Genomic DNA, 20,809 nt, shown 5'->3' on the forward strand with positions numbered 1-20,809 from the left:
GCAAAACCGGCAAGGGATCGGGGCGATCGGGCTAATGGGTTCGGGCAGGCGGGACGTGACAGAACGGGGGCACCAGATTTTTGTCGACGAGCTGGCCCGGTTTGCGGCCAGGACCGCTGACAGCCGGGTGACGGCGATCGCGGAGCGAGCCGCCGCGCCAGTGCACGTGGCTGTCCGCGGCCGCCGGGGAGTGGGTTGCCGCACGGTGGCGCGTGCCCTGGACCGCGTGGGAAGCACCTCGGGGCTCGCGGTGACGCCGCGCACTGACGCCGCCGACCTGGACGTTTACCTGATCGCCGAAGTGCTCAAACCCGAGGACAGGGAGGCCATCGCCGCGGCGCGGCACCTGATCGTGGTGGTGCTGAACAAAGCCGATTTGGTGGGGTTCGCCGGCGACGGACCCATCGCGGCGGCGCGGAGCCGCTGCGCGCAATTTTCGGAGCTGGTGGGGGTACCCGTGCAGCCGATGATCGGTTTACTCGCCGTCGCCGCGCTCGACGATCGGCCAGGCGAATGCCTGGATGAAGGTTTGTGGGCCGCGCTGCGAATGCTGGCCGCCGATCCGGGCGGCTATGCCTGCCTTGCTGGCTCGGTCGACGGTTTCTTGGCCGCCAATAGCCCGGTGCCGACTGCGGACCGGCGGCGCTTACTGGACACGCTCGACCTGTTCGGGACCGCGCTCGCGGTGGCGGCGCTGCGCAAAGGCGGGACGGCTAGGCAAGTGCGGGCATTGCTGCGCCGGGTCAGCGGCGTCGATGCCGTCGTCGACAAAGTTGCTGCCGTTGGCGCCGAGGTGCGTTACCGGCGGGTGCTGCAGGCCGTCGCGGAATTAGAGGCATTCGCCGTCTGTGATGACAGGCTCGGCGAGCGGATCTGCGAGTTCCTATCCCGTGACGACACGGTGGTCGCTCGGATGGCCTCCGCTATCGACCTGGCCCAGGCGTCTGGGCTGGCAGCCGGACTGAAGCTGGATGGTGTCGACCCGCTTCGCACGGCTCCGCCGCACTCGCGATCGCCACTGAAGCTGGATGGTGTCGACCCGCTTCGCACGGCTCCGCCGCACTCGCGATCGCCACTGAAGCTGGATGGTGTCGACCCGGCTGACGATCCGGCCGCGCATCTGTCGCGGGCGGTGCGCTGGCAGCGCTATAGCGTCGGAAGCCTCGGCCCGGTGAGCGAGCTGCACCGTTCATGCGGCGCGGATATCGTCAGAGGGTCGCTACGGCTCTGGTCCCAGGCTGCTGCGCCCGGTGACGGTAGGGAGGCCCGGTGATCAGCGCGGCTGACGACGATCCGGCCGCCCAGGTGGACGCGTTAGTGGCAGCGGTCGGGCCCGGGCTGAGTTCGCCTGCCATCAATCGCCAGGAGGTGGTGCTGGTGACCGGGCCGTGGATGGCTGGCGCAACTGGTGTGGCCGCGGCGTTACGCGAACGCCTGCCGCAGCACAAGTTCGTCGAGTCGACCGACCTGGGGCCCGGCGATGCGCCGCTGGCGGTGGTGTTCGTCGTTTCTGCCGCGGCTGAACTGACGGAATCGGACTGTGCGCTGCTGGACGCCGCCGTCGACCACACCGACGTGGTGATCGGCGTGGTGTCCAAGATCGACATGCACCGGACCTGGCGCGACGTGGTTACCGCCAACCGCGACGCACTGGCCGCGCACGCGCCCCGCTACCGTCAGGTGCCCTGGGTGGGCGCGGCGGCGTTGCCTGATGCCGGTGAACCGCAGGTCGACGATTTGGTCGACATCGTCTCAGAGCAACTCGCCGACTCGGATATCGCTAGGCGAAATAGGTTGCGGGCGTGGGAGTCCCGGCTCCAAACGGCGGCGGAAAGGTTCGATCGTGACGCCGAGGGTGCCGGCCGGCGGGTACGGGTTGACGCGTTGCGCGCACAGCGCAGCACGGCCCTGCGGGAGCGGCGCCAGTCGAAATCCGAGCGCAGCATTACGCTGCGCGGTCTGATCCAGCAGGCTCGGGTCCAGTTGTCGTACTTTGCCCGCAACTGTTGTTCGTCGATGCGTGGCGAGTTGCAAGAGGACACCGCGGGTCTATCTCGGCGGGACATGCCGGGTTTCGAGGGGTATGCGCGCGGCCGGGCGGCGCAGGTGGTCGCCGAGGTGAGCGACGGTACCGCACGACACCTCGCCGAGGTCGCGGAGGTGATGGGTTTGCCGGTCGCCCCGCCCGCCTTCGAAGCGCTGCCGGTGATCGACGTCGGAGCCCCGCTGCTGAAATCGCGGCGGGCCGAAACCTGGCTGATGATGCTGTTGGGCGCCGGATTCGGACTAGGTGTGGCGCTGACGCTGGGTCGCGTGGTGGTCGGTCTGGCTCCCGGGCTGAAAGCCGCAGGGGTCGTCGTGTGCGTGGCGATCGGACTGGCGTTGACCGTCGTGGTGGTCAACATCCGTGGCTTGTTACGTGACCGTGCGGTGCTGGACCGGTGGGCGAGCGACGTGACGGCGTCACTGCGATCCACGGTGGAAGAGCTGGTCGCCACCCGGGTACTGGCTGTCGAGTCGGCGCTGAGCACCGCACTGGCAGCGCATGATGAGGTCGAGAATGCTCGGGTGGCCGATCAGGTCAGTGTTATCGACAGCGAATTGCGCGAACACGCCATTGCCTCGGCGCGGGCCGAGGCGGCGCGTGATCGGGAGATGCCGACGGTGCAAGCCGCGCTCGATGTTGTGCGTGCAGAACTGGGTGATCCGGGTATACCCACACCCGAGGGCGACGAGGACCACCAGGGCCCAGCGGGCCCCGAAGGCCCGAGCGCAACCAGCGAATCGGCTTCCAGGAGTGCGAATGGTGACAATTCCTGACGCATTTACGATTTCTGAATCGTTTAAGGTTTTCTGAATCGTTGTTGTGAGCAGGCTTATACCTGCCCGCGCCTTCCGGGACAAGTTCGTCACGATAACCTGTAGATAACGCGTTTGTGTGGGCAAATGCCGGCGAGTGCAGCAGTGACCACGAGAAGCCGACTAAGTACGCAGAAGAATTCAGGAGACGGAGACTTCGATGACCTCAGCGACCATTCCCGGTCTGGACACCGCGCCAACAAACCACCAGGAGTTGCTGTCGTGGGTAGCGGAGGTCGCCGAACTGACCCAGCCTGACCGGGTGGTCTTCGCTGACGGTTCCGACGAAGAATGGCAACGGCTCGCCGAGCGACTGGTCGCGGCGGGCACCTTCAAGAAGCTGAACGACGAAAAGCACCCCAACTCCTACCTGGCGTTGTCCGACCCCTCCGACGTGGCGCGGGTGGAGTCTCGGACCTTCATCTGTTCCGAGCGCGAGATCGACGCCGGACCGACCAACAACTGGATGGCCCCCGCCGAGATGCGGTCCACCTTGACCGAGCTGTACCGCGGCTGCATGCGCGGTCGCACCATGTGGGTGGTGCCCTTCTGCATGGGCCCGCTGGGCGCCGAGGACCCGAAGTTGGGCGTGGAGATCACCGACTCCGAATACGTCGTCGTGTCGATGAAGGTGATGACCCGGATGGGCACGGCCGCCCTAGAGAAGATCGGCGACGACGGGTTCTTCGTCAAGGCCCTGCACTCGGTGGGCGCCCCGCTGCAGCCGGGGCAAAAAGACGTGCCGTGGCCGTGCAATGAGACCAAGTACATCACCCATTTCCCGGAGACCCGCGAGATCTGGAGCTACGGCTCCGGCTACGGCGGCAACGCGCTGCTGGGCAAGAAGTGCTACTCGCTGCGCATCGCCTCGGCGATGGCCCACGACGAGGGCTGGCTCGCCGAGCACATGCTGATCCTCAAGCTCATCTCCCCGGAGAACAAGGCTTACTACTTCGCGGCGGCGTTCCCGTCGGCCTGCGGCAAGACCAACCTCGCCATGCTGCAACCGACCATCCCGGGCTGGCGCGCTGAGACGCTCGGGGACGACATCGCGTGGATGCGGTTCGGCGAGGACGGCCGGCTCTACGCGGTCAACCCCGAGTTCGGTTTCTTTGGGGTGGCGCCGGGCACCAACTGGAAGTCCAACCCGAACGCCATGCGGACCATCGCCGCGGGCAACACGGTGTTCACCAATGTCGCGCTCACCGACGACAACGACGTGTGGTGGGAGGGTCTGGAAGGCGACCCGCAGCACCTGGTCGACTGGAAGGGCAACGACTGGTACTTCCGCGAGACGGAAACCAATGCGGCGCACCCAAATTCACGTTATTGCACGCCGATGTCGCAGTGCCCGATCCTGGCGCCGGAGTGGGACGACCCGCAGGGCGTGCCGATCTCGGGCATTCTGTTCGGTGCCCGCCGCAAGACTACGGTGCCGTTGGTGACGCAGGCCCGCGACTGGCAACACGGTGTCTTCATGGGAGCCACCATGGGCAGCGAGCAGACCGCCGCCGCCGAGGGCAAGGTCGGTACGGTGCGGCGCGACCCGATGGCCATGTTGCCTTTCATGGGCTACCACGTCGGCGACTACTTCCAGCACTGGATCGACTTGGGCAAGAACTCCGACGAGTCCAAGCTGCCGAAGGTGTTCTTCGTCAACTGGTTCCGCCGCGGCGAAGGCGGCAAGTTCCTGTGGCCGGGCTTCGGCGAGAACAGCCGGGTGTTGAAGTGGATCGTCGACCGCATCGAACACCAGGCAGGCGGACAGGACACCGCGATCGGTATTGTGCCGACCGCCGCGGACCTGGACTTGGACGGGCTCGACATCACCAGCGGCGACGTTGCCCAGGCTCTCGCGGTGGACGCGGGCGAGTGGCGTGACGAACTGCCGTTGATTGAAGAGTGGTTTGAGTTCGTCGGCGACAAGCTGCCTACCGGCGTCCGCGACGAGTTCGAAGCGCTCAAGCAGCGGCTGGCAGAGGCGGACTAACGCCCGCGGCGGACTGCTCGGCGAAATTAGTTACGCCGCAACGACTTCGGTAGGTAGACCGCACCCGATCCGGCGACGGCTGCCGAGTCGCCTGGATTAGAGATGCCGCATCGCTTCAGCGACAGGCAACCGCAACCGATGCACGATTCCAAATTGTCGCGCAGCGCCACCAGCCCCGCGATCTGATCATCGAGGCGTGCGCGCCAGTCTTTGGACAGCCGAGCCCAGTCGGCGCGCGTTGGAGTACGCCGATCCGGTAGCTTCGCCAGTGCCGCCGCGACCTCGTCCAGGGTCAATCCGACATTGCGGGCCGCCCGGATGAACGCCAGGCGCCGCAGCATCTGTCGTTCGAATCGGCGTTGTCCGCCACCCGTACGGGACGCAGTGATCAGGCCTTGACGCTCGTAAAATCGGATTGCCGACGCGGCGAAGCCGCTGCGTTCGGCGATCTCGCTGACGGTGAACAAATCGCGCTTATCCATGTGGCCTACTCAAATTGAGGACTTGACTTAAAGTTTACTTCAACTATCAGTATGGCTGTATGACTGAATCTCACACCCGTCCCGTCGCCATTGTCACCGGTGCATCACGTGGGTTTGGCCGAGCGGTGACCGCCGCGTTGCTGGACCGTGGCTGGGCCGTCGTCGGCGATGCCCGCCGAGCCACCGATCTGGAAATGACTGCCCGACAGCTGAACTCGGCACAGCTAATCGCCCTACCCGGCGATGTCACCGATGCGTCGCACCGTGACGCATTGGTCGCCGCGGCAATCGACACCGGGCCGCTTCGCCTGCTGGTGAACAATGCCAGTCGGCTCGGTCCAAGCCCGCAACCGGCTCTGGCCGAGTACCCGGCCGGCGAGCTGTGGGCGGTGTATCAGGCCAACGTGTTTGCCCCGCTTGCGCTGATTCAGGCAGCGTTGCCGGCGCTTGCCGACAACGCAGGCGCAATCGTCAACCTCAGCTCCGACGCGGCCGTCGAGCCGTATCCGGGCTGGGGCGGGTACGGCTCGTCGAAGGCCGCACTCGATCAGCTATCGGCCATCCTGGCCGCTGAGGCTCCCGCCGTGTCGGTGTACGCCTTCGACCCGGGCGACATGCGGACCGAGATGCATCAGGCCGCCTTCCCCGGCGAGGACATCTCCGACCGCGCCGAGCCGGAGGCAAAGGTGCCGGCATTGCTGCGATTGCTCGATATCCGGCCGGCCGCCGGGCGGTACCGCGCCGTAGATCTGGCGCTGTCTGGAGCGCGGCCGTGATGCTCGCGGTGCGGCCGCGCACCCATTTCCACCGGCCCCCGAACTCCGACGCCACCGAGCCGCCGGAAGCGCGCGGTCTCGCGCGCGATGCGGTCAGATTGCTGGTCGCCCGGTCTAGCGGCGTCAGCCACGCCCGATTCGCCGACCTCGGCGATTACCTACAGGCCGGCGACCTGCTGGTGGTGAATAACTCCGCCACCCTGGCGGCCGCGGTCGACGGCCGCCGGGCCGGAAATCTGATTGCCATCCACTTCTGCACCGCGCTCGCCGACCAGCTGTGGGTGGTTGAACTCCGGCCCGACGGGAATGCGACCGGGCACCTGACCGACGTTCGGCCTGGCGAACGCATCGACATGCCCGGCGGCGGCGCCATCGTCATCGGATCGTCCTACCCGCGAGCTGGAATCGATGGCGCGCGGCTGTGGACGGCGCGGGTGGCTGTTGAGGGCCTCGGCGGCAGCGTCGTGTCGTACCTCGCCCGGTACGGCCGGCCGATCAGGTACTCGTACGTGCCGCGACAGTGGCCGCTGCACTACTATCAAACCGTCTTCGCCCGCCACCTCGGCAGCGCTGAAATGCCCAGTGCAGCAAGACCATTTACCACAGAGTTAGTGACCGCTCTGGTGGCCGATGGCATTGCTATCGCGCCGATCACCCTGCACGCGGGGGTGTCGTCCGCGCAGCTTGGCGAACCACCAGTCGCTGAGTTATACGCCGTCGGGCCCGCCACCGCGCGGTTGGTGAACCTGACGCACGCCGCCGGTGGACGCGTGATCGCCGTGGGTACCACGGTGACCCGGGCATTGGAGTCGGCCGCCAGCGCCGACGGCCTGGTACAGCCAGCCGTTGGCTGGACGAATCTGGTGCTCGGTGCTGGCCGCCCGCGCCGGGTGGTTGATGGCCTGATCACCGGATGGCATGAAGCTGGCGCCTCGCACCTGATGCTGCTCGAGGCCGTCGCGGGTCAGGACCTGGTAGCCACGGCGTACCGGGAGGCAATCGAACACGGTTATCTCTGGCATGAATTCGGTGATAGTGCGCTGCTGCTGCCGGCAGCAGGGTGTCATTGACTTGCGCGTTGTCGCCGCATCCACCCGTTACCGGCCGGGTCGTCGTACAGTCGGGCCCATGCAGATTCGCCAGCACATTTCCGGTCAGCAGGGCGCCAACAAACCCGCGGTCATCGTGCACCCGTCCGGGACGGTCATCACCTTCGATGACTTGGAAGCCCGCGCTAACCGGCTGGCCCACAGGTTCCGTCAGGCCGGACTGCGTGAGGGTGACACCGTCGCGATCCTGATGGAGAACAACGAACACATCCATGCGGTCATGTGGGCGGCTCGCCGCAGCGGCTTGTATTACACGCCGATCAATACTCACCTCACTCCGCCGGAGGTGGCTTACATCGTCGACAACAGCAGCGCCAAAGCGATCATCGGCTCGGCGGCGCTGCGCGCGACCTGCCAGCAGCTGGCCGAACACCTTCCGGATGGGCTGCCACACCTAGTGATGATCGCCGGCGCCGACCCGCACGGCGATCTCGCCGGTTGGGAGCGCTACCCGGAATGTGTTGCCGATCAACCGGACACCCCGATCGACGACGAACGCGAGGGCGATCTGCTGCAGTATTCGTCGGGCACCACCGGTCGGCCCAAGGGGATCAAACGTGAACTGCCACATGTGGCCCCGGACGCGGCGCCGGGCATGATGTCGGCGCTACTTGACTTTTGGATGGACCGCGACTCGGTCTATTTGAGTCCCGCGCCGATTTACCACACCGCTCCGGCAGTATGGTCGATGAGCGTGCAGGCTGCGGGTGTTACCACCGTCGTAATGGAGAATTTTGACCCGCAGGGAACGCTCGACGCCATTGCGCGCTATCGGGTAACCCATGGACAATTCGTGCCGGCCATGTTCGTCAGGATGCTGAAACTTCCTGAAGATGTCCGTAATTCGTATGACATATCCAGCCTCAAGCGGGTGATACATGCCGCCGCCCCGTGCCCGGTGGACATCAAGAGGAAAATGATGGACTGGTGGGGACCGATCATTGACGAATACTACGCATCCGCGGAAGCGATCGGCTCGACGCTGATCACCGCCGAGGACTGGCTAGCTCATCCGGGTTCGGTCGGCAAACCCATGCTGGGCGCGGTTCACATCCTCGGACCCGACGGCAGCCAGCTGCCGCCGGGCCAGCCCGGGGAGATCTTTTTCGAGGGTGGGTATCCCTTTGAATACCTCAATGACTCGTCGAAAACCGCTGCGTCGCGCGACCAACACGGCTGGGTGACCGTCGGCGACGTTGGCTACCTCGACGACCAGGGCTACCTGTTCTTGACCGATAGGCGCCACCACACGATCATCTCGGGTGGGGTGAACATCTACCCACAAGAAGCCGAAAACCTTCTGGTCACCCACGCAAAGGTGCTTGACGCGGCGGTGTTTGGTGTTCCCGACGAAGAAATGGGTCAACACGTCATGGCGGTGGTGCAGACCGTCGACCCGGCCGACGCCACCGACCAGTTCTCCGATGAGCTGCTGGCCTGGCTGCGAGACCGCTTGGCGCACTTTAAGTGCCCACGATCCATCACGTTCGAAGCACAACTGCCACGTACCGACAGCGGGAAGCTCTACAAGAACGAGCTGGTCGAGAAATATTCGGGGTGAAACCATGTTCCGGTTGGTCGACCTGTCGGTGGCGCTCGGCGACTGATATGCGCACCTCGCAGACGCAAGATAGCGATGGCGATCCGCACATCAAACCTGTTGATGCTCAACGCCGCATGTGCGGGGCTCTGCCTCAGAAGCCCGAAAATGTGGTGGTGGTAATGGACGGAGCGTTCGAGACGGCCACCGCGAAGAGTACAACATAGAGAATTGTACCTATCACGGCAACGACGGCGCCAACGATCGCGCCGATGATGGCCCACTTCTTGGCGTTATTGGACGCGGCCTGCGCCTCGGCATAGCGCCCTTGACTCCACAGCCCGGAGACCTTGGTGGAGTACACGATCGACACAATCCCAAACGGGAGGCAACACAGGACTGTGCACAGAATTGCCCAGACGAGGTAGTTGTCTGGCTCCTGTTGGCCCGGCCAGCTTCCCTGTTGCCCCGGCCACCCGGGTTGTTGCCCTTGCCACTCTGGTTGTTGGCCGGGCCACTCTGAGGAACCGGGGTACGGCGATGGCGGATTACTCATGGCGACTGCCTTTCCTCCGCTACGACAAGCTCACTGCTGGCGTCGGGTTGCCGGCGCCGAAGTCAGGCAAATATACAGCACCAGTCAGTTGCTGGCGTGGATTTCGCGAATTCCGGTGCGAGCACACTCATGCGGCAGCTGCAAGGACTTGCTCAGATGCCTCCCCGGGCTACCAGCTGCCCGGCTATCACATTGCGCTGGATCTCATTGGTGCCTTCGCCGACGATCATCAGTGGCGCGTCCCGGAAGTAGCGTTCGACATCGTATTCGCATGAATAGCCGTAGCCGCCGTGGATGCGCACCGCGTTCAGGGCGATCTCCATCGCGACTTCGGAAGCGAACAGCTTGGCCATCCCGGCCTCCATATCGCAGCGCTCGCCGCTGTCGTAGCGTTCGGCGGCATAGCGAGTGAGCTGACGGGCGGCGGTGAGTTTGGTCGCCATGTCGGCCAGGTAGTTACCGACGGCCTGATGCTGCCAAATCGGCTGGCCGAAACTTTCCCGGAGCTGGGCATAGGCCAGTGCGTCTTCGAGTGCCGCAGTCGCCACGCCGAGGGCTCGGGCTGCCACTTGGATGCGGCCCGTCTCCAGACCCTTCATCATTTGCGAAAAGCCTTCGCCCATGCGGCCACCCAGGATCGCCGACACCGGTACCGCAAAGTTGTCGAACGTCAGCTCGCAGGACTCAACGCCCTTGTAGCCCAACTTGGGTAGGTCGCGCGACACCGTCAGACCCGGCCCGTGCTCGACAAGCAGGATCGACATGCCCGTGTGTCGCGGCGTGGCCTGCGGGTCGGTCTTACACAGCAAGGCGATCAGGCCGGATCGGCGTGCGTTGCTGATCCAGGTCTTAGCCCCGTTGATCAGCAGGCCGCCGGAGCCGTCTGGCAGTGCGGTAGTCGACATGCTCTGCAGATCAGAGCCGCCGCCTGGCTCGGTTAGCGCCATGGTGGCCCGTAGCTCGCCGGTCGCCATCGGTGGCAGGTAGGCGCGCTTCTGCTGCTCGGTGCCGAACAGCGTCAGCAGTTTGGCGACGACGGTGTGTCCGCCCATCGCGCCGGCCAGGCTCATCCAGCCCCGGGCCAGCTCCTGAGTGACCCGCACATAGCACGGCATCGATACCGGCGACCCGCCGTATTCTTCGGGAACGGCCAGGCCGTAGATGCCGATCCGTTTCATCTGCTCGATCCACGCCTCGGGGTAGGCATTGGCGTGCTCGACCTCACGCACGGTCGGTTTAACATCGCGATCGATGAATGCCCGCACGGTGGCGACCAGCATTTCTTCGTCGTCGTTGCGTTCACTGTTCATCCGCGTTGCCCTCCGTATTGACCCCCTGATCGACAGCCTGCCAGCATGTGGCGTTGTGACTGCGAACGGGTATGCGGGCCAACGCGAAGGCGGGCCCTACTTCGACGACCTCTCAATCGGTCAGGTGTTTGACTGGGCGCCGGCGTTGACGCTGACGTCGGGGATGGCGGCGGTTCATCAGGCGATCGTGGGCGACCGGATGCGTCTGGCTCTGGACGCCGAACTGTCGGCCGCGGTGATCGGCGCACCCGCCACGCTGGCGCACCCAGGACTAGTTTGCGATGTGGCGATCGGGCAGTCGACGCTGGTCACCCAGCGGGTGAAAGCCAACCTGTTCTACCGCGGGCTCATCTTTCACCGCTTTCCGGTCATCGGTGACACCCTCTACACCCGCACCGAAGTGGTTGGGCTGCAGGCTAACTCGGCGAAACCTGGCCGGGCTCCCACCGGAATGGCGGCGCTGCGAATGACCACAATCGACCAGGCCGACCGGTTGGTGCTCGACTTCTACCGCTGTGCCATGCTGCCCGCCAGCCCGGCCTGGCACCCCGACGACGCGCTGAGTCGCACCGATGACCTGTCCACCGTCGGCGCCGACGCCGCCGGGCCGGCCTCCGATCCGACCGGGCAGTGGGACGCGGCGGCCTTCCGGGAACGGGTGCCCGGCCCGCATTTCGACGCCGGGATCGCGGGTGCGGTGTTGCGCAGCACCGGCGACATCGTCAGCAGCGCACCGGAACTGGCGAGGCTTACGACGAATATCGCTGCTACACATCATGATTCGCGGGTAGGTGGGCGCCGGCTGGTCTACGGCGGACACACCATTGGTCTGGCGCTGGCCCAGGCCGGCCGGATGCTGCCCAATCTGGCGATGGTGCTGGGCTGGAGGTCCTGCGACCACACCGGTCCCGTCCACGAGGGGGACACCCTGTACAGCGAGTTGCACGTCGAGTCCGCCGCGGCGACCGAGCAGGGAGGCGTGTTGGGGTTGCGGTCGCTGGTTTACGCGGTGTCGGAGGCCGGCGAGTCCGACCGACCGGTGCTGGACTGGCGTTTTAGCGCGCTGCAATTTTGATCGCATAGGCTCGGCGTCGTGAGCTGCACCATCCCGGTGGGCCAGCGACTGGGCAAGCAGCGGGCTGGCCTACCTGACCGGTATGCCCGACGGGCCACCGGACTTCTCCGGGGCCAACGTGTTGGGTCGTTGTCCTACTTCCTGGATTTCGGCTGTCAAGCCGATGAGTTACGCGCGCTGCTGACCGTCGCCGACATCGTGATCGAAGGCTCACGGCCCGCGGCACTGGTGCGCCGCCGGCTCGGACCCGACGACAACGCCGGTCTGCGCGCACCCGGCGTTACCGCCACCGGCCCCGCCTGCTGCGAAGCCGGCGGCCCAGCATGGCGCTGATGACGACACCGTGCGACGCATGGTCTTCGAAAGGGGCTGCCTATCATGCTGATTCAGCGGGCCACGTTGCTGGACGGCGCGATGGTCGATATCCGGGTTGGCGCGCGGGTCGACGAGGTGGGCGATAACCTGGCTGCCAGGCGAGGCGAGACCGTGTTCGACGCCGGCGGCGGAACCGTGCTTCCCGGCCTGCACGACCACCACATGCACCTACGCTCCGCGGCGGCCGCATTGGATTCGCTTCGAGTCGGTCCACCTGTCGTCGTTACCAAAAACCAACTAGCACAAGTATTGTGGAATGCCCTGCCCGGGCCAGACGGATGGATTCGCGCGGTCGGCTATCACGAGTCGGTTGCCGGTGAGCTAGACCGGAGGTCGTTGGATGCTCTGGTGCCCGACATTCCCGTGCGCGTGCAGCACCGCAGTGGCGCATTGTGGACCCTCAACTCTGCAGCACTGCGCCGGGTCGGCATGGCCGAGCACCAGGACGGGCGCCTACGCAGCAGCGATCGTGTCTGGTCCGAGGCGCTGCAACGCCGCGATAGCGACCTCGGCGAACTCAGCCGCCGGCTCACCGCGGTCGGAGTCACTGGCGTCACCGACGCCACACCCGATCTCGGCGCCGACGACATGGTTTCGCTGTTGGTGGCGCACCGGCGGGGTGAATTTCGGCCCCAGGTGCGTTTCCTGTCGCCCGGTAAGAAAATCTTGCAGGACGATTTTCTCGACCTGGACGCGTTGACGGAATGGATCACCGACCAGCACCGCGACGATCGGCCAATAGCGGTGCACTGCGTGACTGCAGCCCAGCTGGTGGTGACCATCGCGGCCCTGCATGCGGCGGGTAGTCATCGGCGCGACCGTATCGAGCACGCCGCCGTTGTGCCCGACGACAGTTTGACCGACCTCACCGACCTCGGTGTCACCGTGGTGACGCAGCCCAACTTCGTCGCCGAGCGCGGCGATCAGTATCTCGCCCAGGTTCCAGCCGCCGAACATGGTCAGCTATGGCGGGTCGCGTCCCTGCTGGAGGCGAAGGTGGGCGTGGCGCTGTCGACCGACATGCCGTTCGGCTGCGGCGACCCGTGGGCGGTTATGCGCGCCGCGGTGCACCGCACCACACTCGGCGGCGCCGTTCTTAACGCAAACGAATGTATCTCGGCGCGAACAGCTTTGACGATGTTTTTGGGTTGGCCCGATGAACCGGGCCGGGCACGGGCGGTGGACGTCGGGCAGCCCGGGGATCTGTGCGTGCTCACGGAATCGCCCACCGTGGTGCTAGCTGAACTGGACGCTAGTCTGGTGGCCGCGACGATTATCGCCGGTGACATCGCCTACGCCGCCGAGTAGCAGTCCTACAACGGCGCGGGATACGGATATTCGGGTGCCAGCCGATATTCCACCGATGCGATGGTGATGCCCAGGTTTTACTGAGCTGGTGGCACAGCCGGTCGTCCTGTTGCGCGGTCCCCAGCACGTATCCTCCGCCGTGAATCCACAGCAGTGCGGGCCCCGGTTCGGTGACGCCGACGGGCCGGAACAACCGAACGCCGACTCCGGATCCCAAGGTGATCACCTCGATATCGATGTGGGTCGCGGGTTTGCGGTGCCCGCGCATCGCCAGCACCGCCCGTGCCGAAGGCAACGTCCGGGACCGGCAATACGTCGCGGCGCCCAGTAGTGCCAACACCGGCTCAAACCACCGGAGGAGCGCTAAAACCGATAACCGAGCCGGGCGGGAACAGCACTGGCGAACGCCGCATCAACATGTTGAACCAGTGCGATGTCGTGACTGTGTATCCTGTTGGCCTGGGCCAGTTCCGAGGCGCGATGCGCGCCTAAGTACAGACTGCCCAGCACGTCGAGAGCCATTTCGATCTGGGCTGGTTCGTCGGTGGGCGTGCACCGGGCACGGCCGTCGCGGATCTGCAGAGCGAATCGGCCGCCACCGCCGAACGTGTCGGAGACCTCTAGGACCGTGTGTAATTCGGCCTGGTAGCGGCGCGCCACAAGGGCGGTGGGGATGTCCATGATGCGCAGCCAAAGGTCGTCCTGACGGGCCGTGGTGGCCGCCAGCCGCGCATCGCTGAGCAGGTAGGGCAACGGATCGGCGTGATGAGTATCCATGACCACTTTGTCGATGAGGTCGAGCCCCAGCAGTGCCCGCCACAAGGCGACGTGGGCGTCGACGGTGACCGCGGCGAACTCACCCACCCGAACCGTCATCGGATCGCGGCCAAATACTCGATACAGGGCATAACCGTCGGGATGGAGCATCGCGAACCACGCTGTGCCGCCGCCGCGGGTGTTGTCGCGGTCGGCCAGCAGCTCATCCCACAGCGGCTGCGGGCACAGCAGCCCACCCGGCGTGTTTCGCCGCCAACGGTCATAAATCGCGGCGAACTCGTCGCGGTGGTCGGCGGACGCACCAGCCGCACCCCACCGGGATCGGGGGCGTCGGCGTGGAAACGCACAGCGCCGCGTTCAACGCTCAACTCATGCCTGATGGTCGCCGGGCCGTATCCGAACCGGCCGTAGATACCGCCGTCGCTGGCTGTCAGCACGGCAATCGGATACCTGGCGGCAGCGATGCGCCGGTGCAGCTCGGTCAACATTATGCGCATCAAGCCACGGCAGCCGGTGGGTAGGAGCAACCGCCACCATGCTGACACCTGCGGCCGGAAGCAGCGTCCCGCCGGGCGCCGTCAGCTGAAAATCTAGGTACAGCGATACGCCGACAACGTCGGCCCCGTCGCACACCACCACCGCGCTGTCGTTGGGCATCATGGTGCGCCACGCCGTCAGCGTGTCGGGATGACTGAACGCGCCGAAACTGGTGGAACTCACCAGCGATATCGCCGGCCAGTCGCTGTCGCTGACCGTGCGAACGGTCAGCGCTGTCGGTCCAGGGGAAGCAGTCACAGCCGTCGACAGTGCCACAACGGGCGCCCCGAACGCATTTGGAAATTTGATGGCATGCGCGGTGTCGGCGTCCCTGGGTAGCATGCCGTGGGTTGGGTCGTCGTAACGTCCCGGGCCGCCAGGTCGGGCATGACGCAGGGAACGTGAATGGGCGATGTTGTGAACGATCCAGAAGGCGGGCCCGAACGCGGCAACCACTATGGGTTTCCGGTCCGGCTGTGGCGTTTTCTGGACCGGCATCCACCGCCGGGTTTCCCACGGCTGGGCCACTTTCGGAGCCCCCTGCGGGGGCCGTGGCTGACGTCGGTCTTCGGCGTCGTGCTGTTGGTGACGTTGCCGATCATCATCATTACCGGGCTGCTGTCCTATGTCGCCTATGCGCCGCAGTTTGGCCAGGCGATCCCCGGTGACGTCGGCTGGCTGCGGCTGCCCGCCTTCACCTGGCCGACCCGTCCACCTTGGCTGTACCGGCTGACCCAGGGCCTGCATGTGGGGCTGGGCCTGCTGATCATCCCGGTGGTGTTGGCCAAGCTGTGGTCGGTGATCCCTCGCCTGTTCGTATGGCCGCCGGCGCGCTCGATCGCCCAGCTACTCGAGCGGGCCTCGGTGCTGATGTTGGTCGGTGGGATCCTGTTCCAGATCGTCACTGGTGTGCTCAACATCCAGTACGACTACATCTTCGGGTTCAGCTTCTATACCGGCCACTACTTCGGGGCGTGGGTCTTCATCGCCGGCTTCGTGCTGCATATCGCGGTCAAGATGCCGCGGATGATCGCCGGGTTGACGTCGATGCCGATGCGAGAAGTGTTGCGCACCAAGCTGACCGACACGCGCCCGGAGCCGCGCGACCCGGATGGACTGGTGGCCGCCGACCCAGGCAAACCGACGATCAGCAGGCGCGGTGCCCTGGGCTTGGTGGGTGCCGGTGTGCTGCTCATCGGTGTGCTGACAGCGGGGCAAACCCTCGGCGGTATCACCCGCGGTGCCGCCCTGCTGTTGCCTCGGGGCCGGGTCCGCAGTCCGGGTGATTTCCCGATCAACAAGACCGCCGCGGCCGCCGGGATCACGCCGGATGCCGTCGGCCCGCAATGGCGGTTGGTGCTGCGCGGTGGGCCCGCGGAGGTGGTGCTGGACCGCGCCACGCTGGCTGGTCTACCGCAACACAGCGCGCGGTTGCCGATCGCTTGCGTCGAAGGGTGGTCGGCCGTGGCGACCTGGAGCGGGGTGCCGCTGGCCGAGTTGGCCCGAATGGCCGGCGTCCCCGGGCCACGCTCGGCACGGGTGATATCACTGCAGCGGGGCGGCGCCTTCGGTGAAGCCATGCTGGCCGCCAACCAGGTCACCGACCGCGATGCGCTGCTGGCGCTGCGGGTCGACGGCGCTGACCTGTCGTTGGATCATGGGTACCCGGCCCGGGTCATCGTTCCCGCCCTGCCCGGTGTGCATAACACTAAGTGGGTCGCCGCCATCGAATTCCAGCAGCATTGATATGTCCGGGATACGAAGGCTTTCAACGTGTTTCAAGAATACTTATGGCGCACATCCATTGCATCTGCTGACGATGGTGTCCGGCTTCGCGCTGTTGGGCTACATATTGGCGACCTTTAAGCTGGCGGATCTGTGGAATCACGACACGTGGTGGCAGTCGATTGCGGTCTGGTTTGCCGCCGCGGTCGTTGGCCATGACTTGCTACTCTTCCCGCTTTACGCGCTGATCGATCGCACCCTGGCTCGGGTCGGCCGGCGAGGTCTCTCGGCGGCCCGACGCCGCCCAGAAGTTCCGGCTCGCAACTACATTCGAATACCCATGCTGGCTGCCGGACTGACGTTGCTGGTTTTCCTTCCCGGCATCATCGAACAGGGTGCGCCGAAGTACCTGGAGGCAACTGGTCAAACCCAGCAGCCGTTCCTGGGCAGGTGGCTGCTGCTCACCGCAGTGATGTTCGGGATGAGCGCCGTCGCCTACGTGGCCAGATTGGCGGTCGCCCGTTGGCGAAAGGCCGGACAGGTCCCCGAAGAGCTGGCAAGCGATCCGGTCGATAGCGGATAAACAGCGGTGGTGTTCCGAACAAGCAAACTTCTTCGCGGGAAATGGCGATGCTACACCACAACCCTTCACGCTGCGCGCCCCGCGGCGTTTGGGCCGGGGTACGCTCAGGCCATGACGCCGGCGATCGGACCCACCCGCGAACGCGGCTGGGTGGAGTGGTCACTGACTTCATCGAAATATGCTGGGCTGCAGGTACTTCCAGAAACACCTGGCGGTCGTTGAGGCCGCGCTGGCACCGGTCTGATAGCAAAGGAGCTGAGCAGCGCTGTGAGCGACGAAAACGGCAGCAACGCCGAACCTGAAGTGCTGGTTGAACAACGGGATCGGATCCTGATTATCACGATCAACCGGCCGAAAGCCAAGAACGCGGTCAACGCCGCGGTGAGTCGCGGTTTGGCCGATGCGATGGATCGGCTCGACGGCGATGCCGGGCTCTCGGTGGGAATCTTGACGGGCGCGGGTGGCTCGTTCTGCGCAGGAATGGATCTCAAGGCATTCGCTCGGGGCGAGAACGTCATCGTTGAGGGCCGCGGCCTGGGCTTCACCGAACGTCCGCCGGCCAAGCCGCTCATCGCTGTGGTGGAAGGGTTCGCCTTAGCCGGCGGTACGGAGCTAGCGCTGGCCACCGACCTGATCGTGGCGGCCACGGACTCAGCGTTCGGGATCCCGGAGGTTAAGCGGGGTCTGGTGGCCGGCGGTGGCGGGTTGCTGCGGTTGCCGGAGCGTATTCCGTACGCGATCGCCATGGAGCTGGCGCTGACCGGTGACAACCTGCCGGCGCAGCGCGCTCACGAGCTCGGGCTGGTCAACGTCCTAGCCGAGCCGGGAACGGCGCTGGACGCGGCGCTGGTGTTGGCGGGGAAGATCACCGCTAACGGGCCGCTCGCGGTAGCTGCCACCAAGCGGATCATCACCGAGTCACGCGGCTGGAGCCGCGACACCATGTTCGCCGAGCAGATGAAGATCCTGTTTCCGGTGTTCAGGTCTAACGACGCAAAGGAAGGTGCGATCGCGTTCGCCGAGAAGCGCCCGCCCCGCTGGACGGGAACTTAACCGGTCAGATAGTGCTGCACGGTCGGCCCGGCCGACTCGTTACGCCAGGAGGCCGCCGAAGCCCAGGCGGCCGCGGCCGGAGAATACCGATGCGCAGCAACCGAATTCAAGGATGGCGGATTGACGGTGCGTAACATCGAATCGCCGGCAGTCCCACTCATGCGAGCTATCTTCACGTGTCTCAAACCGTTCATGATGTGACCAACCGCGGGCGTGAAACGACCCCGCCGGCACCGAGGGATTCACGGAAAGAGAGTGAAGGCCTCGATGTGGCACGGACGGACGATGGTGAAGTGACGGCGGTCGACGGTCGCGATCTCATTGATGCCTAACCGTTCTGCTGTGGTCACCACGGAGGCGTCTACGGTGCCAAGCGGTAGGTCTCGGTACCGCGCAACGAGTTCGGCGATCCGCAGCCAATCTCCCACGGCTACTGGCTCGACGGTGAACGCACCATCGGCCAAGTCGCCGAGGAATCGCACTTCAGGTTCGGTGCCTAGCCGGGTACCCAGTAGATGGACCACCTCGGTGATGACGAGTGTCGGGACGATCAACGGGCCCGGATGGGTCTGCAGAAGCTCCAGCGACGACGCATGGTGGGCGTCGTCGGCGTCGACGTAGGCATACAGGGGGCCCGCATCGACAACAATTGCCCCTATCGTCGGACCTCGGCAGCCAAAATCTCCTCGATACGCTCGGAGACATCGCTACGGCCGCTACGGCCGGCGGCCGCTGCGTTCAGGCGCCGACGGCCACCGGACGCGCCAAGGTAGGCCTCGAGTGCTTCACGGCTGACCTCCGAGATCGTCAAATTCCGTCGCCGAGCCTCGTGCCGCAGACGAGCATCCAGCGCGTCAGGGATCTTGACCGTCGTCCGTTTCATGTATGCCAGCATATCCCAGGTGTCCACGGATCAGCGGGTGTGCCCACGGGCACTCATCCCTCATCGGCGCGGTGGTCAGACCGGATGATCGAGTACGACTTTGTCCGCGAAGCCATGTGAGAAGCGCCGACAGTCTCGACGACCTACGGTTCGGTGGCGTGCCGATGGTGGAGATAGGCGTTAAACGGTCAGGCGAACTCGACCCCGCGTTCGCCGACGGCACAGTGATGGGCAAGCGCTATTTTGACGAAACCGGTGCCGAGGTGCTGGTGACCAAGCCCGGGGCGGGAACTCTGAGCGTCGGCCTGACCATGCTGCAGCTCAAAGAGGTCAAACCACTACCGGCCAGCGACTGACCCTAAGTAACACGGTGCCAGCCTGTGCCGAGGTACATGCTGCTGCACGAATTACGACGGCGCCTGCATCGTTGCAGCGTTGCTGGCTTCGGTGTTGGCGTATGCCTGCGCACCAGCCCTCAGTGCCTGCACAAACTGCTCATGAAACGCCGCCAGCTGGGCGCTGACGGCCTGGTATCCCTGAGCGTGCTCACCAAACACCGCCGCGATCGCTGCCGATACCTGATCACCGGCCGCCGCCAGTGCCGCCGTGGTCGGGGTTGCTGCCGCCGAATTGGCCGTGTTAATTGTCGAACCGATCTTCGCCAAGTCTGTCGCGGCGGCGGTCACCTTAGCCGGTACCGCGCTCACATACGACATTCCGCACCTCCGACCCGCCGCGTTGCATCCCGGCGGTCGCCCAGCTCAGGTGATCGTCGAGCCGTGCGGGAACACCGACATGATACCCCGAACTTCCGTAGCCTATACGGGGTTGCGCTGAACTGTGCTGCAGCCCCGCCGTCACCGCCGGGTACCGATGTGGCCGCCGGTGCCACCGGTTAGGTCCGCGCTGTCTCGAGTATCAGAAATCCCGCTGTGACTAACGAATTCCCTTGCTTTGATTAGGAATTCGAGTTGGTCGCCAACTTGGTGTAGCGGGTGGACGCTGCGAGTCGCGCGACACAGCACAACCGCGCCTTCGAGTGCGGCAATCGACATGACTGCCAGCGCCGCCGCATCCGAGTCGCTGAACCCGTCGGTGACGAACGCTCGGGCCAAGGCGGTACACCAGCGGTCCAAGATCGCGCCGGCCTCGGTGGGTAGTTCGGGTGCATCACCGGCCGAGCCAATCGCGGCTGCCACCACTGGGCAGCCGGCGGTGAAGTCGTCGTTGGTTAGCAGGTGTTCCCAGTACGCGACGAATTTGCGCAGCAGGACCTTCGCGCCCCGGTCGACCGTGTCATCGATGGTGGTGGTGATGGCATCGCCGGCATACCGCAGCGCCTCGGTCAGAATTTGGTTCCGTCCGTCGGGAAAGTGGTAGTAGACCGAGCCGCGGGGGGCGCCGCTGCGCGCGAGCACCGCATCGATAGTCACACCTGCAGCGCCGTGCTCGCGCATCACTTCGGCGGCGCTGACCAGCATCTTGTCGCGGGTGCCACGGCGCTTCGTCGAAGCGGGGTCCCGAGTTGCGCCGCTGGTAGTCGGCACCGTCATACCTCCCCGGCAAGCGTCATGCAGCAGGCGAGTGCCGCAGCGTCGGCCACGGCACGTTGCGCGGGTGCAACCGGCGGGGCCGCCGCAAGTCGGGCATCTCCCGGATGAATCTATGGCCGGCGATGTTGAGCTCGATAATCCACATGGTTTCTCCCGGCATGTGCTGCTCATGTGCCGGGCCGCCGGCCCATGACTATGCAAAAAAGCATATAAAAGCGCGATGCGGTGGTCAAGCCTTTCGTTGCAACGGCTTGATGCACGGAAAATATGCTCGCGGCCGCACGAAAACGTTCGATGAGGAAAGCGGTTCCCCTGCTG

Annotated in this window: 20 protein-coding genes and 4 pseudogenes; 13 read left to right on the top strand and 11 right to left on the bottom strand. The window is 65.3% G+C overall.

Translation table 11 applies throughout. The features are described from left to right. Positions 1-55 precede the first annotated feature (55 nt). The 3 genes from B586_RS20640 to B586_RS01265 all read left to right on the top strand — a co-directional run bounded on the left by B586_RS20640 (position 56) and on the right by B586_RS01265 (position 4,849). On the top strand, positions 56-1,273 hold the full coding sequence (locus tag B586_RS20640) for a hypothetical protein (protein ID WP_211141655.1): 1,218 nt from the start codon (positions 56-58) through the stop codon (positions 1,271-1,273). Next, on the top strand, positions 1,270-2,820 hold the full coding sequence (locus tag B586_RS01260) for a hypothetical protein (RefSeq protein WP_047314440.1): 1,551 nt from the start codon (positions 1,270-1,272) through the stop codon (positions 2,818-2,820). The genes B586_RS20640 and B586_RS01260 overlap by 4 nt, the downstream gene beginning before the upstream one ends. 199 nt (positions 2,821-3,019) lie before the next feature. After that, positions 3,020-4,849, top strand: coding sequence for a phosphoenolpyruvate carboxykinase (GTP) (locus tag B586_RS01265; protein ID WP_047314439.1), 1,830 nt, complete (start codon positions 3,020-3,022; stop codon positions 4,847-4,849). A gap of 26 nt (positions 4,850-4,875) precedes the next feature. Here the strand turns inward: B586_RS01265 and soxR are convergent, their stop codons facing one another. Then, a complete protein-coding gene (gene soxR, locus B586_RS01270; protein ID WP_047314438.1) occupies positions 4,876-5,331 on the bottom strand; it encodes a redox-sensitive transcriptional activator SoxR in 456 nt (151 codons plus the stop codon). Between the two features lie 59 nt (positions 5,332-5,390). On the opposite strand from soxR, the gene B586_RS01275 reads away from it, so the two are divergent. Genes B586_RS01275 through fadD4 form a run of 3 tightly spaced genes read left to right on the top strand, consistent with a single transcriptional unit; the run spans position 5,391 to position 8,777 of the window. Further along, positions 5,391-6,107, top strand: a complete 717-nt coding sequence (locus B586_RS01275; RefSeq protein WP_054878923.1) for an SDR family NAD(P)-dependent oxidoreductase — start codon at positions 5,391-5,393, stop codon at positions 6,105-6,107. Further along, entirely contained in the window at positions 6,107-7,177 is a 1,071-nt protein-coding gene (locus B586_RS01280; protein WP_054878922.1) for an S-adenosylmethionine:tRNA ribosyltransferase-isomerase, read from the top strand. Before B586_RS01275 ends, B586_RS01280 begins: the two co-directional genes overlap by 1 nt. 58 nt (positions 7,178-7,235) lie before the next feature. After that, complete coding sequence (gene fadD4 / locus B586_RS01285) at positions 7,236-8,777, top strand: fatty-acid--CoA ligase FadD4 (protein WP_047314435.1); 1,542 nt, start codon at positions 7,236-7,238, stop codon at positions 8,775-8,777. A 133-nt stretch (positions 8,778-8,910) separates the two neighbouring features. Here the strand turns inward: fadD4 and B586_RS01290 are convergent, their stop codons facing one another. Both B586_RS01290 and B586_RS01295 read right to left on the bottom strand, forming a co-directional pair. Then, complete coding sequence (locus B586_RS01290) at positions 8,911-9,312, bottom strand: CD225/dispanin family protein (protein ID WP_054878921.1); 402 nt, start codon at positions 9,310-9,312, stop codon at positions 8,911-8,913. A gap of 152 nt (positions 9,313-9,464) precedes the next feature. After that, the gene (locus B586_RS01295) at positions 9,465-10,622 is read right to left on the bottom strand and encodes an acyl-CoA dehydrogenase family protein (RefSeq protein ID WP_047314433.1); all 1,158 of its coding nucleotides are present in this window, start codon (positions 10,620-10,622) and stop codon (positions 9,465-9,467) included. A 55-nt stretch (positions 10,623-10,677) separates the two neighbouring features. Here B586_RS01295 and B586_RS01300 point away from each other — a divergent pair, with 55 nt between their 5' ends. The 3 genes and pseudogenes from B586_RS01300 (at position 10,678) to B586_RS01310 (ending at position 13,380) form a co-directional block, all read left to right on the top strand. Then, positions 10,678-11,697 carry a MaoC family dehydratase gene (locus B586_RS01300; protein WP_054878920.1) on the top strand — a complete coding sequence of 340 codons (1,020 nt, stop codon included), beginning with the start codon at positions 10,678-10,680 and terminating at the stop codon, positions 11,695-11,697. Positions 11,698-11,784: 87 nt separating this feature from the next. After that, positions 11,785-11,958, top strand: a pseudogene (locus B586_RS22660) (CoA transferase); the annotation flags it as partial. 117 nt (positions 11,959-12,075) lie between these two features. After that, positions 12,076-13,380, top strand: a complete 1,305-nt coding sequence (locus tag B586_RS01310) for an amidohydrolase family protein (RefSeq protein WP_054878918.1) — start codon at positions 12,076-12,078, stop codon at positions 13,378-13,380. A gap of 8 nt (positions 13,381-13,388) precedes the next feature. Here the strand turns inward: B586_RS01310 and B586_RS19735 are convergent. Both B586_RS19735 and B586_RS01315 read right to left on the bottom strand, forming a co-directional pair. After that, a pseudogene (locus B586_RS19735) lies at positions 13,389-13,720 on the bottom strand (alpha/beta hydrolase); the annotation flags it as partial. A 23-nt stretch (positions 13,721-13,743) separates the two neighbouring features. Next, a pseudogene (locus B586_RS01315) lies at positions 13,744-14,952 on the bottom strand (enhanced intracellular survival protein Eis). 159 nt (positions 14,953-15,111) lie between these two features. Between B586_RS01315 and B586_RS01320 the strand changes: the two are divergent. The 3 genes from B586_RS01320 to B586_RS01330 all read left to right on the top strand — a co-directional run bounded on the left by B586_RS01320 (position 15,112) and on the right by B586_RS01330 (position 18,055). Next, entirely contained in the window at positions 15,112-16,440 is a 1,329-nt protein-coding gene (locus B586_RS01320; RefSeq protein ID WP_156406849.1) for a molybdopterin-dependent oxidoreductase, read from the top strand. A gap of 1 nt (position 16,441) precedes the next feature. Continuing rightward, complete coding sequence (locus B586_RS01325) at positions 16,442-17,002, top strand: hypothetical protein (RefSeq protein ID WP_047314428.1); 561 nt, start codon at positions 16,442-16,444, stop codon at positions 17,000-17,002. 267 nt (positions 17,003-17,269) lie between these two features. After that, positions 17,270-18,055 carry a crotonase/enoyl-CoA hydratase family protein gene (locus B586_RS01330; protein WP_054878916.1) on the top strand — a complete coding sequence of 262 codons (786 nt, stop codon included), beginning with the start codon at positions 17,270-17,272 and terminating at the stop codon, positions 18,053-18,055. On the opposite strand, the gene B586_RS20645 is transcribed toward B586_RS01330, so the two are convergent. The 3 genes from B586_RS20645 to B586_RS01340 form a co-directional block, all read right to left on the bottom strand. Next, positions 18,052-18,216, bottom strand: coding sequence for a hypothetical protein (locus B586_RS20645; protein WP_156166394.1), 165 nt, complete (start codon positions 18,214-18,216; stop codon positions 18,052-18,054). The genes B586_RS01330 and B586_RS20645 overlap by 4 nt on opposite strands. An 81-nt stretch (positions 18,217-18,297) precedes the next feature. Further along, complete coding sequence (locus B586_RS01335; RefSeq protein ID WP_054878915.1) at positions 18,298-18,714, bottom strand: type II toxin-antitoxin system VapC family toxin; 417 nt, start codon at positions 18,712-18,714, stop codon at positions 18,298-18,300. Beyond that, entirely contained in the window at positions 18,711-18,938 is a 228-nt protein-coding gene (locus tag B586_RS01340; RefSeq protein ID WP_231584599.1) for a ribbon-helix-helix domain-containing protein, read from the bottom strand. The genes B586_RS01335 and B586_RS01340 overlap by 4 nt, the downstream gene beginning before the upstream one ends. A gap of 62 nt (positions 18,939-19,000) precedes the next feature. Here B586_RS01340 and B586_RS01345 point away from each other — a divergent pair, with 62 nt between their 5' ends. Further along, positions 19,001-19,294, top strand: a complete 294-nt coding sequence (locus B586_RS01345; RefSeq protein WP_156406850.1) for a hypothetical protein — start codon at positions 19,001-19,003, stop codon at positions 19,292-19,294. Between the two features lie 63 nt (positions 19,295-19,357). On the opposite strand, the pseudogene B586_RS01350 reads toward B586_RS01345, so the two are convergent. The 3 genes and pseudogenes from B586_RS01350 to B586_RS20650 all read right to left on the bottom strand — a co-directional run. Continuing rightward, positions 19,358-19,654: pseudogene (locus tag B586_RS01350) on the bottom strand (PE family protein); the annotation flags it as partial. Positions 19,655-19,795: 141 nt separating this feature from the next. Beyond that, complete coding sequence (locus B586_RS01355; protein ID WP_054878913.1) at positions 19,796-20,491, bottom strand: TetR/AcrR family transcriptional regulator; 696 nt, start codon at positions 20,489-20,491, stop codon at positions 19,796-19,798. Between the two features lie 16 nt (positions 20,492-20,507). After that, positions 20,508-20,651 (bottom strand): hypothetical protein, encoded by a 144-nt coding sequence (locus tag B586_RS20650; protein ID WP_156166393.1) that lies wholly within the window; start codon positions 20,649-20,651, stop codon positions 20,508-20,510. Between the last annotated feature and the right edge of the window lie 158 nt (positions 20,652-20,809).

This window comes from Mycobacterium haemophilum DSM 44634 (assembly GCF_000340435.2).
GTDB classification, from domain to species: Bacteria; Actinomycetota; Actinomycetes; order Mycobacteriales; family Mycobacteriaceae; genus Mycobacterium; species Mycobacterium haemophilum.

Coding starts and splice junctions, on each gene's coding strand:
- B586_RS01265 (WP_047314439.1), top strand. CDS start 3,020: ATGACCTCAGCGACCATTCCCGGTCTGGACACCGCGCCAACAAACCAC.
- soxR (WP_047314438.1), bottom strand. CDS start 5,331: ATGGATAAGCGCGATTTGTTCACCGTCAGCGAGATCGCCGAACGCAGC.
- B586_RS01275 (WP_054878923.1), top strand. CDS start 5,391: ATGACTGAATCTCACACCCGTCCCGTCGCCATTGTCACCGGTGCATCA.
- B586_RS01280 (WP_054878922.1), top strand. CDS start 6,107: ATGCTCGCGGTGCGGCCGCGCACCCATTTCCACCGGCCCCCGAACTCC.
- fadD4 (WP_047314435.1), top strand. CDS start 7,236: ATGCAGATTCGCCAGCACATTTCCGGTCAGCAGGGCGCCAACAAACCC.
- B586_RS01290 (WP_054878921.1), bottom strand. CDS start 9,312: ATGAGTAATCCGCCATCGCCGTACCCCGGTTCCTCAGAGTGGCCCGGC.
- B586_RS01295 (WP_047314433.1), bottom strand. CDS start 10,622: ATGAACAGTGAACGCAACGACGACGAAGAAATGCTGGTCGCCACCGTG.
- B586_RS01310 (WP_054878918.1), top strand. CDS start 12,076: ATGCTGATTCAGCGGGCCACGTTGCTGGACGGCGCGATGGTCGATATC.
- B586_RS01325 (WP_047314428.1), top strand. CDS start 16,442: ATGTCCGGGATACGAAGGCTTTCAACGTGTTTCAAGAATACTTATGGC.
- B586_RS20645 (WP_156166394.1), bottom strand. CDS start 18,216: ATGAGTGGGACTGCCGGCGATTCGATGTTACGCACCGTCAATCCGCCA.
- B586_RS01340 (WP_231584599.1), bottom strand. CDS start 18,938: ATGAAACGGACGACGGTCAAGATCCCTGACGCGCTGGATGCTCGTCTG.
- B586_RS01355 (WP_054878913.1), bottom strand. CDS start 20,491: ATGACGGTGCCGACTACCAGCGGCGCAACTCGGGACCCCGCTTCGACG.
- B586_RS20650 (WP_156166393.1), bottom strand. CDS start 20,651: ATGCCGGGAGAAACCATGTGGATTATCGAGCTCAACATCGCCGGCCAT.